Here is a 14,174-nt window from a genome sequence, read left to right as displayed (position 1 = left end):
ACCGGATCGCTCGGGGATTTCGGCCAGACGCCCGACCCTGCCCGACCCTGCCCTGCCTGACGGTGGGATCGCACGCAATCCCGGCGGGCGGGGGCGGGGCAAGGGGGGCCGCCTCCCCCACGCGGGAGGCGGCCATGTTCGGGTCAGTCGACCGCCTTGATCTCGGCGATCAATTCGGCCAGCGCCGGGTTCTTGGCGACGGCGCCCGCATAGACCGACTCCATGGCGGCCTGGAACGGGGCCTTGTCGGCGATCTCGTTGAACTTGACGCCGGCGGCCATGACCTTCTCGCGGCTGCTTTGGGCGCGTTCGGCCCAGAGCTTGCGCTGCAGAACGGCGCTTTCGCGGGCGGCCTCGCGCACGATGGTCCGTTCGCTGTCCGACAGCCGGTCCCACGAGGATTTCGCCACGCACAGGCATTCCGGCAGGATCAGGTGCTGGCTGAGCGAATAATAGCCGGCGACCTCGAAATGGTTGGTGGATTCATAGGAGGGCCAGTTGTTCTCGGCGCCGTCGATGACGCCGGTCTTGAGCGACTGGAACACCTCGGCGAACGCCATCGGCGTGGCGTTGCCGCCCAGCGATTCCACCATGCCCACGAACAGATCGTTGTTCATGACCCGGAACTTCAGCCCGTCAAGATCGCCGGGCGTGTTGATCGGCCGCTTGGAATTGTAGAAAGACCGGGCGCCGGAATCATACCAGGCCAGGGCCACCAGGCCCTTCTTCTCCATGGCCGCGCTCAGCTTGTCGCCGAAGGGGCCGTCCATCACGCGGTGCATGTGATCGAGGCTCTTGAAGATGAACGGCAGGGAAACGACGTTGGTTTCGGGCACCACCGGCCCCAGCGGCCCGAGATTGAACACCGCGAAATCGATGCCGCCGACCGCCACCTGGGTGATCGCGTCGGGCTGCGAACCCAGCACCCCGCCGTGATAGGTCTTGCCGGTGACGCTGCCGCCGGTGCGCTCGGCGATGAGGTCGGTGAACTTGTCCATGGCGACGGACACCGGGTAGTTGGGCACATGGATGTTCCAGCCCCGCCATTCCGCGCTGGCGGCGCCGGCGGCCAGCGCCATTCCGGTCGCGACGACCGCCGCCGCGAAGCATTTCTTGGACATGAGTCTGGTCATTGGGGTCTCCTCCCTGAAGCGCGCCCGGCGTTCGCCCGGGCTGCACGCCCGCGCACAGTAGCAGAACCAGTCCGCGATGTAAGATGCTTTGTGAAAAGTCATCATACAAATATGCGATTTATTTTGCTTGCCTTGGCGACTCTGCTAGGCTCACACCCGGCGGGGCCGTCCCACCCGGGAAGTCGGGCCCGCAACGCGCGAGGGAAGCATGGCGGATTCAGCATCGAGACAAGGCAGGCCCGCGCGCCGGAACCTGACCCACGCGGTCATCGAATCCCTGCGCCGGCGCATCGAGGGCGGCAAGCTGCGCCCCGGCGACAAGCTGCCCACGGAACAGATGCTGATCGCCGAATTCGGGGTCAGCCGCACGGTGATCCGGGAATCCATCTCCAGCCTGAAGGCCGACGGGCTGGTGTCCTCGCGCCAGGGCGCCGGCGTGTTCGTGCTGGCCCCCGAAAGGCAGGACGAGGCCATGGCGCTGCTGAGCGGCAACCCCAGAACCATCGCCAGCGTGATCGAGGCGCTGGAACTGCGCGCGGCGGTCGAAATCGGCGCCGCCGAATTGGCCGCCCGGCGCTGTTCGCCGGCGCAGGAGGCCGAGATCTACGCCAAGCACAATGATTTTCGCAAGAAGGTGCTGGCGGGCGAGGTCTCCGAACAGGAGGATTTCGCCTTCCATGTCGCCATCGCCGAAGCCACCAACAACCGCCGCTTCGTGGATTTCCTGACCCTGCTCGGGCGCAACGTCATCCCGCGCTCCGAACTGCGCTCGAAAGCCAACCTGCAGACGGAACCGGCGCTGGAGGAGCGGATCCTGCACGAACACGACGCCCTGGCGGCGGCGATCGCCGCGCATGACCCCGAGGCGGCGCGCGAAGCCATGCGCACCCATCTGACCCATGGCGCGGCGCGATACCGCGCCCTGGCGCGTCAGGCGCAAATGGCGTAGTTTGCCAAATTCATCATATGAATATTGACAGCGATTGCCGGCCACGTATGATTGCGCCAGCCCCGCACCGGCCCCATACCGGCCGCGTCCGTCCATGACGGCCCATCACGGCCCGGGCGGCGGACGGGACCTCGCCGCTTCAAGCCGGGATATCCGCCCCATGACCCCTGAAGACCTGAAGAAAGCCATCGGATCCGGGCTGCTCTCGTTTCCGGTCACGCATTTTCGCGACGATCTGAGCTTTGACCGGGAGGCCTACCAGGACCATGTCGCCTGGCTGGCGCAATACGACGCCGCCGCCCTGTTCGCCGCCGGCGGCACCGGCGAGATGTTTTCCCTGACCCCCGACGAGATCGCCGCCGTGACCGGCGCCGCCAAGGAGGCGGCGGGCGACACGCCGATCATCTCCGGCTGCGGCTATGGGGCCAGCATGGCCGCCGACATCGCGCGGGAGGCCGAACGGCAGGGCGCCGACGGCATCCTGCTGCTGCCCCATTACCTGATCGGCGCCACGCAGGACGGGCTCTACGCCCATATCCGGTCGGTGTGCGAGGCCACCGGCCTCGGGGTGATCATCTACAACCGCGCCAATTCGCTGGCCAGCGCCGACACCGTGGCGCGGCTGGCCGAGGACTGCCCCAACCTGATCGGCTTCAAGGACGGCAGCGGCGACATCAACCTGGTGCGCAAGGTGGTGGCCTGCTGCGGCGACCGTCTGGCCTATGTGGGCGGCATGCCGACCCATGAAACCTATGCCGAGGCCTATGACGCCATGGGCGTCACCACCTATTCCTCGGCGGTGTTCAATTTCGTGCCCGACCTGGCGCTGGAATTCCACCGCGCCCTGCGCGCCGGCGACACGGCGGTCATGACCCGCCTGCTGCGCGGGTTTTTCTATCCGTTCCTTGACATACGCGACCGGGCGCCCGGCTATGCGGTGTCGATCGTGAAGGGCGGGCTGCGGGCCGTGGGGCGCGACCCCGGCCCGGTGCGTCCGCCGCTGACCGACCTGACGGAGGCGGAGGTCGCCCTGCTCAGGGATCTCGTGGAAGGACGCTGACGATGCGCATCGCCGAGGTGAAGACCCACCTGCTCCGCCACCAGCTGGACCAGCCGTTCCAGTCGTCGTTCTCGACGTTCCGGGCGCGGTTCCATTGCCTGGTGGAGATCGTCTGCGACAACGGCCTGACCGGCTGGGGCGAATGCCTCGGCCCCGCCGACGTCAACGCCGCCGCGGTCGGGTCCATGGCGGCGCTGCTGATCGGGCGCAACCCGCTGGACATCGAACCGATCTGGCTCGACACCTACAACCAGTATCGCGATCAGGGGCAGCGCGGCGTCATCCACTGCGCGCTCAGCGGCATCGACATCGCGCTTTGGGACATCGCCGGCAAGCATTTCGACGCGCCGATCCATCGGCTGATGGGCGGCGCCTGGCGCACGCGCATCCCCGCCTACGCCACCGGCGGCTTCCGTCCCGAGGGCGGCGATCACGCCGCCGCCTGCGCCGCCGAAATGGCCGCCTACGCGCGCGAGGGTTTCGGCGCGGTCAAGATCAAGATCGGCTACGGCATCGACAGCGACCTCGCGGCGATCAGCGCGGTGCGCGCCGCGATCGGCCCGGATGTGGAATTGATGATCGACGCCAATCACGGCTACGACGCCGTCGACGCCATCGCCATCGGCCGCGCCGCCGCCCGCCACGACATCGCCTGGTTCGAGGAACCGGTGATCCCCGAAGCCCTGCCCGCCTATGTGCGGATCCGCGCCAGCCAGCCGATCCCGGTCGCCGCGGGCGAGACCTGGCATGGCCGCTGGGCGGTGGAGGAGGCGCTGAAACAGGCGCCGATCGACATCCTTCAGCCCGATGTCTGCGGCGTTGGCGGGCTCAGCGAGGCGCGCCGGATCATCACCCTGGCCGATGTGCATCACGTGCGGCTGGTCCCCCATGTCTGGGGCACGGCGGTGGCGCTGGCCGCGGGGCTGCATTTCCACGCCATCCTGCCGCCGTCGCCGCCGGCGCATGAGGCGCGCTCGCCCCGGCTGGAATTCGACCGCACCCCGAACCCGTTCCGTCAGGACATCGTCACCCGCCCGATCGAACACGAGAACGGCGTGGTGGCGGTGCCCGACGGGCCGGGGCTGGGGATCGAGATCAACCGCGACGCGCTGGCGGCCTACGCCCCGAAATAGCCCGCCGACCGCGCCCTGCGGCATATTGAGGAATGCGAACGACATGACCGATCTGAGCGGAAAACACCTCATCGACGGCGTCTGGCTGGGCGAGGGCGCGCGCTTTCACGCCGACAACCCGGCCACCGGCGCCAGCAACGAGCCCGGGTTCTTCAACGCCAGCCCCGCGCATGTGCGCCAGGCCGTTGCGGCGGCGCAGCGGGCATTCGCGGAGTTCGCCGCCGCGCCGCTGACCGCGCGCGCCCGGTTCCTGCGCGCGATCGCCGCCAATATCGACGCGCGGGGCGAGGCGCTCACCCGCGTGGCGGGCGCCGAGACCGCCCTGCCCGCCGCACGGCTGGAGGGCGAGCGCGGACGCACCGTGGGGCAGCTGCGCTTCTTCGCCGACTGGATCGAGGAGGGCTCCTGGCTGGAGCCGCGCATCGACCATGGCGACCCGGACCGCGCGCCGGCGCCGAAACCCGACCTGCGCTCGGCCAACAGGGCGCTGGGTCCGGTCGCGGTGTTCGGCGCGAGCAATTTCCCGCTGGCGTTCTCGACGGCGGGCGGCGACACCGCATCGGCGCTGGCCGCGGGCTGCCCGGTGATCGTCAAGGCGCATCCCGCCCATCCCGGCACGTCGGAACTGGTGGCGCAGGCGATCGACGACGCCATGACCGCCTGCGACATGCCCAGCGGCGTTTTCGCCATGCTGCAGGGCGGCGATTTCACCGTGGGTCAGGCGCTGGTCGCCGATCCGGGGGTCAAGGCGGTGGGCTTTACCGGCTCGCTGGCCGGGGGGAGGGCGCTGTTCGACATCGCCGTCAGCCGCCCCGAGCCGATCCCCTTCTACGGCGAACTGGGCAGCAACAATCCCGTGTTCCTGCTGCCCGCCGCCATGGCGGCCCGCGCCGTCGGCATCGCCGAGGCCTGGGTCCAGTCCCTGACCATGGGCGTGGGGCAGTTCTGCACCAATCCCGGCGTCGTCGTCATGCTCGGGGGCGCGCCGGCGGACGCGTTCCGCGACGCCGCGCTCAAGGCGCTCGCGACCGTGGCGCCGCAGGCCATGCTGACCTGCCGCATCGCCGACGCCTACCACGCACAGACCGCGCGCCATGAAGGCGACGACGACATCGCCTGCCTGCTGGCGCCGCGCCCGGACGCGCAGTCCTTCCACGCGGCGCCCGGGATATTTCAGGTCAGCGCGCGCACATGGCTGGACCGCCCCGATCTGAGCGAGGAGATCTTCGGCCCCAGCGCGATCATGGTGGAATGCGACGATATCGAACAGATGCGCGCGGTGGCGGCGTCGCTTTGCGGCCAGCTGACCGCGACGGTGCAAATGGACCCCGCCGACAGCGAAACCGCGGCCCCGTTGTTGGCGCTGCTGGCGGACAAGGCGGGCCGGGTGCTGGCCAACGGGTTTCCCACCGGCGTCGAGGTCTGCCACGCCATGGTGCATGGCGGGCCCTATCCGGCCAGCACCGATGCCGGAACGACTTCGGTGGGCACGCTCGCCATCAGGCGCTTCCTGCGCCCGGTGGCCTATCAGGGGCTGCCCGACGCGCTGCTGCCGCCGGCGCTTCAGGAGGCCAACCCGCTGGGCCTGCTGCGCCTGGTGGACGGACGCTGGCAGACCGGCGGCGCCTGACGCGGGGCGGGGTCATCGGCGGGGACATGGGCGGGGACATCGGCGGGGACATGGGCGGGGACATCGGCGGGATCGGGCCGTCTACCTGATCCCTTCCAGAAACGGCAGATTGCCGGCCAGCAGCCCCGCATCGACGTTCAGCGTCGCGCCGGTGATGCCGCTGGCCGCCGGCGAGGCCAGAAACGTGACCGCGTTCGCGACCTCGTCCGCGGTCACGATCCGGCCCAGCGGATACAAGGCGGCGAGCCGTTCCAGCAGCCCCGGATCCTCCTTCAGCCGGCGATCCCAGGCAGTGGTGCGGATCGACCCGGGCGCCACCGCGTTGGCGCGGATGCCATGCGCCCCTTCCTCGACCGCCAGCGCGCGCATCCAGGCGAGGCACCCGGCCTTGGCGGCGGCGTAGGCCGGGTTGCCGTGATGGGCCACGGCGTTGACCGAGGACACGAACACGAAGGCCCGATCCCCCGACGCGGCGCGCATCGCCGGCAGCAGGGCGTGGGACAGCAGCGCCGCGCCGGTGAAATTCAGCTCCATCTCGGCGACGATGCCCTCGGGCGTGGCCTGGGCCAGGGTTTCCTGTCGGGTCCAGCCGGCGTTCAGGATCACCGCCGCCGGAGCCCCGCCAGCGGCGATCGCCGCGGCCGCCTCAAGCGTCGCCGCGCGATCGCGCAGATCAAAGCCGTGGAACTCCCCGATCCCCGCCCCGCCAGGTTCCGCCCCGCCAGGTTCCGCCCCGCCAGGTTTCGCCACGTCGCAGGCGACGATTTCGGCGCCCAGCGCCGCGAAGGCCGCGGTCAGGGCGCGCCCGACGCCGCCGCCGGCGCCGGTGACGACCACCCTGCGGCCCTGAAATCCGGTCACGTCAGGCCCCCTCCCCCTTGCAATGCGCATGGTCTTCGGCATGCTGTGGACCAGCGCAATCCAGAAGGATCGACACCATGCCCAAGCAAGTGTTCGGAACCGCTCCCGTGCCGCTGTCGCCAGCGGTGCGGGCCGGAGATTTCGTATATGCGTCGGGGCAGGTGCCCCTGGTCGACGGGCAGATCGTGCCCGGCGGCGTCGGCGCCGAAACCCGCGCGGTTCTCGACAATCTCAGGGCGGCGCTGGCGCTGGCGGGCTGCACGCTCGACGACGTGATCAAGACCACGGTCTGGCTGCGCGACCGCGACGATTTCGCCGCGTTCAACGCCGCATACGCGGAATATTTCCCGACCGAGCCCCCGGCGCGCTCCACCGCCGAATCGCGCCTGATGTTCGACATCGCGGTGGAGATCGAGGCCATCGCCTACAAGCCGCTCTGAAGCGGCGCGGGGCGCCCGAAGACCGGGGTCGCCACGGCCTCCATCCGCGCCTTGAGCTGCAATGCCAGAAACCGCGAATAGAACCGCGACAGGGCGAGATTGCCGCCGTGGAACCACAGGGAGTCGACCGCGGTCGGCTTCCACATGTTGCGCAATTCGCCCTGCCACGGCCCCGGATCGCCGCGCACGCCGGAGCCGAGCCCCCAGCAGGGCCCGGTCGCGTCGGCCGCCGCGCGCGACACGATGCCGGCCATGGTCTCGTGCATGGATTGGTAGCCGGTGCAGGCGATGACGATTTCGGCGTCGATCTCGCGCCCGTCATCCAGCCTGACCCCGCCCGGCGTCAGCGCCGCCACCCCGGCGCCCGTGGCGACGCCGATCTCGCCCGAGGCGATCAGCTCCGAGGCGCCCACGTCGATGTAATAGCCCGACGCGGTGCGCAGGGCCTTCATCATCAACCCGCTGTCATCCTCGCCGAAATCCAGCGCGAAGCCCGACGCCGCCAGCCGGGCGTAGAAATCGGCGTCGCGCGCCCTGATCTGGCGGCAGAGCCGCTTTTGCGCCTCGCAGAATTGCGCATAGGGCGTGGCGGCGGCGATCATGTCGGCCTTGTCGACACTGATCCCGCGCGCCTGCGCGTCCTCGGAATACAGCCCGAATCCCATCTCCATCAGGGTGTCGGAGCGCATCACCGTCGTGGATGACCGCTGCACCATGGTGACCTTGGCGCCCGCCTCCCACAGATCCACGGCGATGTCATGGGCCGAGCTGCCGGCGCCGATCACCGCGCAGCTTCTGCCCGCGCAATCGGCGGCGTGACGATAGTCGCTGGAATGCAGCAAGTCGCCCCGGAAACCGTCCCGCCCCGGCCAGTCCGGCCGACGCGGCGGCCCGTAGGCGCCGGTGGCGAACACCAGATGACTGGGGCGCAGCGCGACCGGTCTGCCGTCCCGCGTCACCCGCACCCGCCATGCGCCCGCCGCCGCGTCGAAATCGGCGCGCTCGCAGGTCGTGGACTGCCAGATATCGAGTTCGAAGATCCGGGCGTAGCATTCCAGCCAGTCGCCCATCTTGTCCTTGGGGGTGAACACCGGCCAGTTTTCCGGAAAGGGCAGATAGGGCATGTGGTCGTAGCCCACCGGATCATGCAGCACCAGGCTGCGATAGCGGTTGCGCCAGCTGTCCCCGGCGCGCGGGTTCCGGTCCACGATCAGCGCCGGCACGCCGAGCTGACGCAGCCGCGCGCCCAGCGCCAGCCCCCCCTGCCCGCCGCCGACGATCAGCACATAGGGCTGATCCTCGACCCCGAGGCGCGCGGTTTCCCGGGCGCGGGTCTCGCGCCAGGTCGCGCGATCGCGGTCGGCGCCGTGCGCGACGCCCATGGGCCGGGTCTTGCGGCGGGGCTCCTCATGGCCGCGCAGATCATCCATCGCCGTCAGCAGCGTGCGGCACAGGCCGTTGTCCAGCGTCACCCGCCCGACGCCATGGGCGGCGGCGGTCTCGAAGGTCAGCCAGGCGCTTTGCCCGTCGCCGGAGTCAGGCGGGCCGTCCATCGCCCAGCCGCGCGGCGCGGTCCGCGCCAGGGTGGCCCCCAGCATGCGCGCGATGGCGTCGCGCCCCTCCATGGTCTTGATGTTCCAGGTGAAGGCGAGCAGGTCGCGCCAGCATCCGTCGGGGTGAAACAGCGCCGCCGCCGTCGCCGCGTCGCCCGCCGCCAGCGCCGCGTCGAAAGCCGCCAGCCAGTCCGTCAGTGCCCGCGCATCGGTCATGGCGCGCCGCTCCCGTCAGTCGCCCAGGGGTTCGAAGGATCCGGCGGCGCGCTGCTCCACCAGGTTGAACTTGATCCGGCGCAGATTTTCGCGCGCCTGCGGCCCCATCTGATAGCCGGTGGCGGCGGCGACCAGATCGATGATGGTCAGGAAGGCGAAGCGCGAGGCCGAGGGGGTCAGCGCATCGGGGTATTCCGCGACCCGGGCGGTCAGCGCGATATCGGCGGCGTCGGACAGGGCGCTGTCGGGCGCCGTGACGGCGATGGTGCAGACGCCGTAATTGCGCGCCAGTTCGACGCATTCGACCACCTCGGCGGTGCGCCCGGTGGCGGACACCGCGATGACCGCGTCGCCGGGGCGGAAGGTGGCCACGGTCATGTTGGCGAAATACGGATCCCGGCAGGCCATGATTGGCACGCCGTAGCGGAGCAGGCGGTTCTGGGCCTCCTCGGCCAGCGAGGACGAACTGCCGCCGAGCCCGAGCGCCATGACCCGCCGCGCCGCCGCGATGCGGGCGGCCGCCTCCAGCACCAGCGCCGCGTCGAGCTGCGCCTCGACCTCGCGCAGCGCCATGCGCGCCTCGCCGATGACCGAACCCCAGAACGGCGGCAGGTCGTCGCCGGGGGCCGGGCGCCAGGCGCCTTGATCGGCCTCCAGGAACAGCTCTCCGACCACCAGGCTCTGGGCCAGCTGAAGCCGGAAATCCCGCACCCCTTCGCAGCCGATGGTGCGGCAGAACCGGGTCACGGTGGGCTGGCTGACCCCGGCCTTGACGGCGATCTCGCCGTTGGAGGCGTCGAGCGCCGCCGGGATGTCCGACAGCACCGCATCCGCCACCGATTGCTCGGCGGGGCGCAGCGAGGCGTAGCTGTCCTTGATCTTGGCGATGATGTCGGGCGCCCGCCGGCGGCGGGCGCGTTCGGGAGGCTGCGCCCGCCCGGTCTGGTCCATCGCCCTGGTCTGGTCCATCGCCCGCCCCAAATCCCGTTGCCGCCCGGCAGCATCCGGCGGAAACCCCGCCCATGTCAAGCAAATGTAGGAAACTTACAGGAATTGATCGCATCAAACGTCCCGAACGTGGCCGCAAGGGCGGCGCATTTCCGAATCGTTGACAGGCTTGTTGGTTAGTCACACAATTTGATGACTTGCGTAACGACCTGCCAGCGGGCGCGCCCGATCAGTCGCGCGAAAGGAAAGCGATGTCGTGACGGTAAGAATGTCGATCCGGAACGCCGGCAAGCGCTACGGCGCGCTCGAAGCCCTGCGGGATTGCAGTTTCGATGTCGCGGCCGAGTCCATCCTGTCCATCGTCGGCCCCTCGGGCTGCGGCAAGACCACGCTGCTGTGGTCCATGTCCGGCCTGCACGCGCTGAGCAGCGGGACGGTGGAACTGGACGGAAAACCCATCGACGGGCCGCACCCGGATATCGGGCTGGTGTTTCAGGAGGCCAACCTGCTGCCTTGGCGCACGCTCGCCGACAACATCCGATTTCCTTTCGAAATCAAGCGCATGAAGCCGGATCAGCCCTGGATCGACCACCTGATCGACCGGGTCGGGCTGACGGGATTCGAGCAACGATTCCCCCATGAACTGTCCGGCGGCATGCAGCAGCGGGCCTCGATCGTGCGCGCCCTGTCGCTGCGCCCGGAGGTGCTGCTGATGGACGAGCCCTTCGGCGCGCTTGACGCCTTCACCCGCGAGGAGATGAACCGGCTGGTCGAGGAGATCTGGCTGGAAACCCGCACCACCATCGTGTTCATCACCCATTCGATCGAGGAGGCGATTTTCCTGTCGGACCGGGTGATCGTGCTGAGCAGGCGCCCGGGCCGGGTGCGCTCCGAACACGCGTCGCCCTTCGCGCGCCCGCGCAGCGTCGAGACCATGGCGAGCCGCGAGGTCTTCGACCTGACCAACCGGATCAAGGCCGACATCTACGGCATTGATCCGCCCCTTTCGGCGGCGGCGGAGTGAGCGCGATGAGCGACGCGATTCCCAAGTTCGACAAGGCCCCCGGTTTCGACAAGACGGAAAGCGGGCAGGTCGGCCTGAGCGGCGTTTCGGTCTTCGCCTCGGGCAGCGGCGCGCGCAGCTGGGCCGAGATCGGCGCCATCATCCTCACCGCGGTCATTGTCATCGGCTCGCTGGAGCTGGCGCTGCGCTGGTTCGAGGTGCCCCATTACATCCTGCCCACGCCCTCGGCGGTCGGCGCGGCGCTGATCAGGGAATTCCCGCTGATCGCCCCGCATCTGGGCTACACGCTGATCGAACTGTTCGGCGGGTTCTTCTTCGGCGCGACCATCGGGCTGATCCTCGCCGCGGTGATCACCCAGTTCCCCTTCGCGGAAAAGATCATCGCCCCCTATATCCTGATACTGGTCACCACCCCGATGCTGGCGCTGGTGCCGCTGCTGATCCTGCGCTTCGGCTTCGGGTTCGAACCGCGCATCATCGCCGTGGCGCTCGCCTCCGGGCCCATGGTGATGATCAACGCCGCCACCGGATTCCGCCGCGTCGACGCCGCCAAGATCGCGCTGGCCCGATCCTACGGCGCCTCGACGCTGCAGATATTCTGGAAGGTGCGGGCCCCCATGGCGCTGCCGATGATCCTGGTCGGGCTGATGATCGGGGCGATCTTCGGCCTGCTGACCGCCGTCGGCGCCGAGATGGTCGGGGGCGGCTTCGGCCTGGGCAACCGGCTCACCACCTATTCCTCGATGATCAACATGCCCGAATTCTTCGCGGTGATCGTGATCCTCTCGACCCTGGGCATCCTGATCTACGTGCTGTTTTTTCTGATCGGCAAGAAATGGGCAAGCTGGGAGGCGTGAGGCCGCGATCCCGGACAATGAACATGCATCGACAAGACATGCATCAACAGGGAGTGACAGACATGACCAACCTCAATGCCGGGATGACCCGCCGCCGCATGCTGCAGATTTCGTCGGCGGGCGCAGTCGCCGTCAGCGCCATGGGACCGGCCCGGCCGGCCCGCGCCGCTGGCTATGATCGGGCCTTCACCTGGATTTCGCCGCGCGGCACGCTGGAGGTGCTGGACGATTACGGTTTCTGGGTCGGCAGGAAGATGGGCTATTTCGGCGATCTCGACGTGGACATGCAGCCGGGGCCGTCGGACGGCACCGCGACGGTGAAATTCGTCGCCGTGGGGCAGGCGGACATGGGGTTCCCGTCGCCGGGGGTGTTTTCCTTCGCCATCGAGAACGGCATGAAGCTGAAATCGGTGTTCCACATGGGGGCGCGGGACACGTTTTCGCTGGCCTTCCGAAAGGGCGAGGGGCCGCGCGACATCAAGGGGATCGAGGGCAAGACCATCCTGCTGGGCTCCGCCGCCTGGCAGCCGATCGTCGATCCCATGCTGGCGGCGCAGGGCGTGGACATCTCCAAGGTCACCTATGTCGAGGCCGGCTGGCCCACCTGGGGCACGGCGCTGGCCGCCGGACAGGGCGACGCGGCGCTGGCCTGGGAAGGGCTGCGCGCCGAATGGATCGCCACCGGGCTGGAGTTCGAATACTGGCTTGGCGTGAAGAATTCGCCGCTGCCCGCGAACACCTTCGTGGTCCGCGCCGCAGACCTCGAAGACCCCGACAAGGTCGCGTTCCTGCAAAAATACCTGCGCGGCTGGGCCATGGGCATGGAATTCGCCGAACACAACCCGCGCGCCGCGGTGCAGATGGTCTATGACCAGTTCCCGACGCTGGGCTCCAACACCGGGCCGGAGCTGGGGACCACTTCGATCCTGCAGCAGATGAACGTGTTCCGCGGCGACTGGGACAAGCGCCAGGGCTGGGGCTGGCATGACATGGGCTCGTGGCAGGCCTTCTTCGACCTGTCGGCGAAGATCGGGCAGAATGCCAACCCGATCCAGGCGGCCGAGGTCTGCACCAACGACCTGATCGCCGGGGCCAATGATTTCGACCTCGCCAGGATCAAGGCCGACGCGGCGGCGGCGACGCTGTCCCCGGACATGGCGGCGGTGGACGTGGACGCCATCCGCGCCAGCATGTTCGATCAGGAAATCCGGTCCTGATCGACCCGCGCGGGCGGCCCGCAGCCGCCTGCGCGCGCAGCGCCAGCAAACAGGGGGAGCGAAGATGACGAAACCGGTGCGCATTCTGGTCGTCGGGCTTGGGAACATGGGCGCGTCCCATGCCTCGGCCTATCACCGAAATCCGGGATTCAAGATCGTCGGGCTGGTCAGCCGGACCATCAGGTCCAGGACCATCCCGGATGAATTGCAGGGCTATCCCCTGTTCGAGGATTACCCGGCGGCGCTGGCCGAGACCGCGCCCGACGCGGTGTCGATCAACACCTGGCCCAACACCCATGCGGATTTCGCCGTTCAGGCCATGCAGGCCGGCGCCCATGTGTTCATGGAAAAGCCCATCGCCGCCAATATCGAGGACGCCGAACGCGTGGTGACGACGGCGCGCGCCGCCAACCGCAAGCTGGTGCTCGGCTATATCCTGCGCGTGCACCCGTCCTGGGTGAAGTTCATCGAGATCGGCCGAACCCTGGGCAAGCCGCTGGTGATGCGCCTGAATCTCAACCAGCAATCCTCGGGCGACGCCTGGATGTGGCACAAGAACCTGATCGACAGCCTGATCCCCATCGTCGATTGCGGGGTGCATTACGTGGACGTGATGTGCCAGCTGACCGGCGCCAGACCGGTGCGGGTGCATGGCATCGGCGCCGCGCTGTGGGGCGCGGCCGACAAGCAGAATTACGGCCATCTGCACGTGACCTTCGACGACGGCTCGGTGGGCTGGTACGAGGCCGGCTGGGGCCCGATGATGTCCGAAACCGCGTTCTTCGTGAAGGACGTGGTCGGGCCCAGGGGCGCGGTGTCGCTGGTCCCCGACGACGAGGCGCGCCAGGGCGCCGATGACCTGTCCGACAGCGCCGACATCGACAAGCACACCAGGACCGACGCCATCCGCGTGCATTACGCCGATGTGGATGACGACAAGAATTTCACCCGCAAGGACGACATCCTGTCCATGGCCGACGAGCCGGGGCATCAGGATCTGTGCGACCGCGAACAGGATTTCTTCCTGAAGGCGATCAACGAGGATCTGGATCTGAGCGAGTCCATGGATGCGGCGGTCAATTCCCTGCGCATCGTGCTGGCGGCGGAACAGAGCATCGCCGAGGAGCGGGTGGTGAGGCTCGATCAGGAGTAA

13 protein-coding genes are annotated in these 14,174 nt (G+C 68.8%); 9 read left to right on the top strand and 4 right to left on the bottom strand.

Going from position 1 to position 14,174, the window contains the following annotated elements; translation table 11 throughout:
* Nucleotides 1-143: 143 nt before the first annotated feature.
* Entirely contained in the window at nt 144-1,133 is a 990-nt protein-coding gene (locus tag AC1HC7_RS08765; protein WP_479495554.1) for a TRAP transporter substrate-binding protein, read from the bottom strand.
* Nucleotides 1,134-1,341: 208 nt separating this feature from the next.
* Here AC1HC7_RS08765 and AC1HC7_RS08760 point away from each other — a divergent pair, with 208 nt between their 5' ends.
* The 4 genes from AC1HC7_RS08760 to AC1HC7_RS08745 all read left to right on the top strand — a co-directional run bounded on the left by AC1HC7_RS08760 (nt 1,342) and on the right by AC1HC7_RS08745 (nt 5,905).
* Nucleotides 1,342-2,082, top strand: coding sequence for a FadR/GntR family transcriptional regulator (locus AC1HC7_RS08760; RefSeq protein WP_479495555.1), 741 nt, complete (start codon nt 1,342-1,344; stop codon nt 2,080-2,082).
* Nucleotides 2,083-2,242: 160 nt separating this feature from the next.
* Nucleotides 2,243-3,142, top strand: a complete 900-nt coding sequence (gene kdgD, locus AC1HC7_RS08755; protein WP_479495556.1) for a 5-dehydro-4-deoxyglucarate dehydratase — start codon at nt 2,243-2,245, stop codon at nt 3,140-3,142.
* Between the two features lie 2 nt (nt 3,143-3,144).
* Nucleotides 3,145-4,275 (top strand): mandelate racemase/muconate lactonizing enzyme family protein, encoded by a 1,131-nt coding sequence (locus AC1HC7_RS08750; RefSeq protein WP_479495557.1) that lies wholly within the window; start codon nt 3,145-3,147, stop codon nt 4,273-4,275.
* Between the two features lie 43 nt (nt 4,276-4,318).
* Complete coding sequence (locus AC1HC7_RS08745) at nt 4,319-5,905, top strand: aldehyde dehydrogenase (NADP(+)) (protein WP_479495558.1); 1,587 nt, start codon at nt 4,319-4,321, stop codon at nt 5,903-5,905.
* Between the two features lie 81 nt (nt 5,906-5,986).
* On the opposite strand, the gene AC1HC7_RS08740 is transcribed toward AC1HC7_RS08745, so the two are convergent.
* Nucleotides 5,987-6,766 (bottom strand): SDR family oxidoreductase, encoded by a 780-nt coding sequence (locus tag AC1HC7_RS08740; protein ID WP_479495559.1) that lies wholly within the window; start codon nt 6,764-6,766, stop codon nt 5,987-5,989.
* Between the two features lie 77 nt (nt 6,767-6,843).
* On the opposite strand from AC1HC7_RS08740, the gene AC1HC7_RS08735 reads away from it, so the two are divergent.
* Nucleotides 6,844-7,206, top strand: coding sequence for a RidA family protein (locus AC1HC7_RS08735; RefSeq protein WP_479495560.1), 363 nt, complete (start codon nt 6,844-6,846; stop codon nt 7,204-7,206).
* On the opposite strand, the gene AC1HC7_RS08730 is transcribed toward AC1HC7_RS08735, so the two are convergent.
* Together AC1HC7_RS08730 and AC1HC7_RS08725 are read right to left on the bottom strand one after the other, a co-directional pair.
* Nucleotides 7,191-8,975: a flavin-containing monooxygenase gene (locus AC1HC7_RS08730; protein ID WP_479498938.1), complete on the bottom strand. Its 1,785-nt coding sequence runs from the start codon at nt 8,973-8,975 to the stop codon at nt 7,191-7,193. The two genes, AC1HC7_RS08735 and AC1HC7_RS08730, sit on opposite strands and share 16 nt — an antisense overlap.
* A gap of 15 nt (nt 8,976-8,990) precedes the next feature.
* Nucleotides 8,991-9,944, bottom strand: coding sequence for a MurR/RpiR family transcriptional regulator (locus AC1HC7_RS08725; protein ID WP_479498937.1), 954 nt, complete (start codon nt 9,942-9,944; stop codon nt 8,991-8,993).
* Nucleotides 9,945-10,179: 235 nt separating this feature from the next.
* On the opposite strand from AC1HC7_RS08725, the gene AC1HC7_RS08720 reads away from it, so the two are divergent.
* The 4 genes from AC1HC7_RS08720 to AC1HC7_RS08705 all read left to right on the top strand — a co-directional run bounded on the left by AC1HC7_RS08720 (nt 10,180) and on the right by AC1HC7_RS08705 (nt 14,174).
* Nucleotides 10,180-10,947, top strand: a complete 768-nt coding sequence (locus AC1HC7_RS08720) for an ABC transporter ATP-binding protein (RefSeq protein ID WP_479498935.1) — start codon at nt 10,180-10,182, stop codon at nt 10,945-10,947.
* Nucleotides 10,948-10,952: 5 nt separating this feature from the next.
* Nucleotides 10,953-11,804 (top strand): ABC transporter permease, encoded by an 852-nt coding sequence (locus AC1HC7_RS08715; protein ID WP_479495564.1) that lies wholly within the window; start codon nt 10,953-10,955, stop codon nt 11,802-11,804.
* Between the two features lie 62 nt (nt 11,805-11,866).
* Complete coding sequence (locus AC1HC7_RS08710) at nt 11,867-13,021, top strand: ABC transporter substrate-binding protein (protein WP_479495565.1); 1,155 nt, start codon at nt 11,867-11,869, stop codon at nt 13,019-13,021.
* A 64-nt stretch (nt 13,022-13,085) separates the two neighbouring features.
* Complete coding sequence (locus AC1HC7_RS08705) at nt 13,086-14,174, top strand: Gfo/Idh/MocA family protein (RefSeq protein ID WP_479495566.1); 1,089 nt, start codon at nt 13,086-13,088, stop codon at nt 14,172-14,174.

The sequence above is a fragment of the Oceanicella sp. genome, from assembly GCF_056449545.1.
Note: the sequence above shows the minus strand (reverse complement) of the source record. Positions and strands in the feature narration are given on the sequence as shown.

What these genes read in the sequence shown, in the direction of transcription:
- AC1HC7_RS08725 (WP_479498937.1), bottom strand. Translation starts at nt 9,944, where the DNA reads ATGGACCAGACCAGGGCGATGGACCAGACCGGGCGGGCGCAGCCTCCC.
- AC1HC7_RS08705 (WP_479495566.1), top strand. Translation starts at nt 13,086, where the DNA reads ATGACGAAACCGGTGCGCATTCTGGTCGTCGGGCTTGGGAACATGGGC.
- kdgD (WP_479495556.1), top strand. Translation starts at nt 2,243, where the DNA reads ATGACCCCTGAAGACCTGAAGAAAGCCATCGGATCCGGGCTGCTCTCG.
- AC1HC7_RS08745 (WP_479495558.1), top strand. Translation starts at nt 4,319, where the DNA reads ATGACCGATCTGAGCGGAAAACACCTCATCGACGGCGTCTGGCTGGGC.
- AC1HC7_RS08735 (WP_479495560.1), top strand. Translation starts at nt 6,844, where the DNA reads ATGCCCAAGCAAGTGTTCGGAACCGCTCCCGTGCCGCTGTCGCCAGCG.
- AC1HC7_RS08710 (WP_479495565.1), top strand. Translation starts at nt 11,867, where the DNA reads ATGACCAACCTCAATGCCGGGATGACCCGCCGCCGCATGCTGCAGATT.
- AC1HC7_RS08730 (WP_479498938.1), bottom strand. Translation starts at nt 8,975, where the DNA reads ATGACCGATGCGCGGGCACTGACGGACTGGCTGGCGGCTTTCGACGCG.
- AC1HC7_RS08715 (WP_479495564.1), top strand. Translation starts at nt 10,953, where the DNA reads ATGAGCGACGCGATTCCCAAGTTCGACAAGGCCCCCGGTTTCGACAAG.
- AC1HC7_RS08765 (WP_479495554.1), bottom strand. Translation starts at nt 1,133, where the DNA reads ATGACCAGACTCATGTCCAAGAAATGCTTCGCGGCGGCGGTCGTCGCG.
- AC1HC7_RS08750 (WP_479495557.1), top strand. Translation starts at nt 3,145, where the DNA reads ATGCGCATCGCCGAGGTGAAGACCCACCTGCTCCGCCACCAGCTGGAC.
- AC1HC7_RS08760 (WP_479495555.1), top strand. Translation starts at nt 1,342, where the DNA reads ATGGCGGATTCAGCATCGAGACAAGGCAGGCCCGCGCGCCGGAACCTG.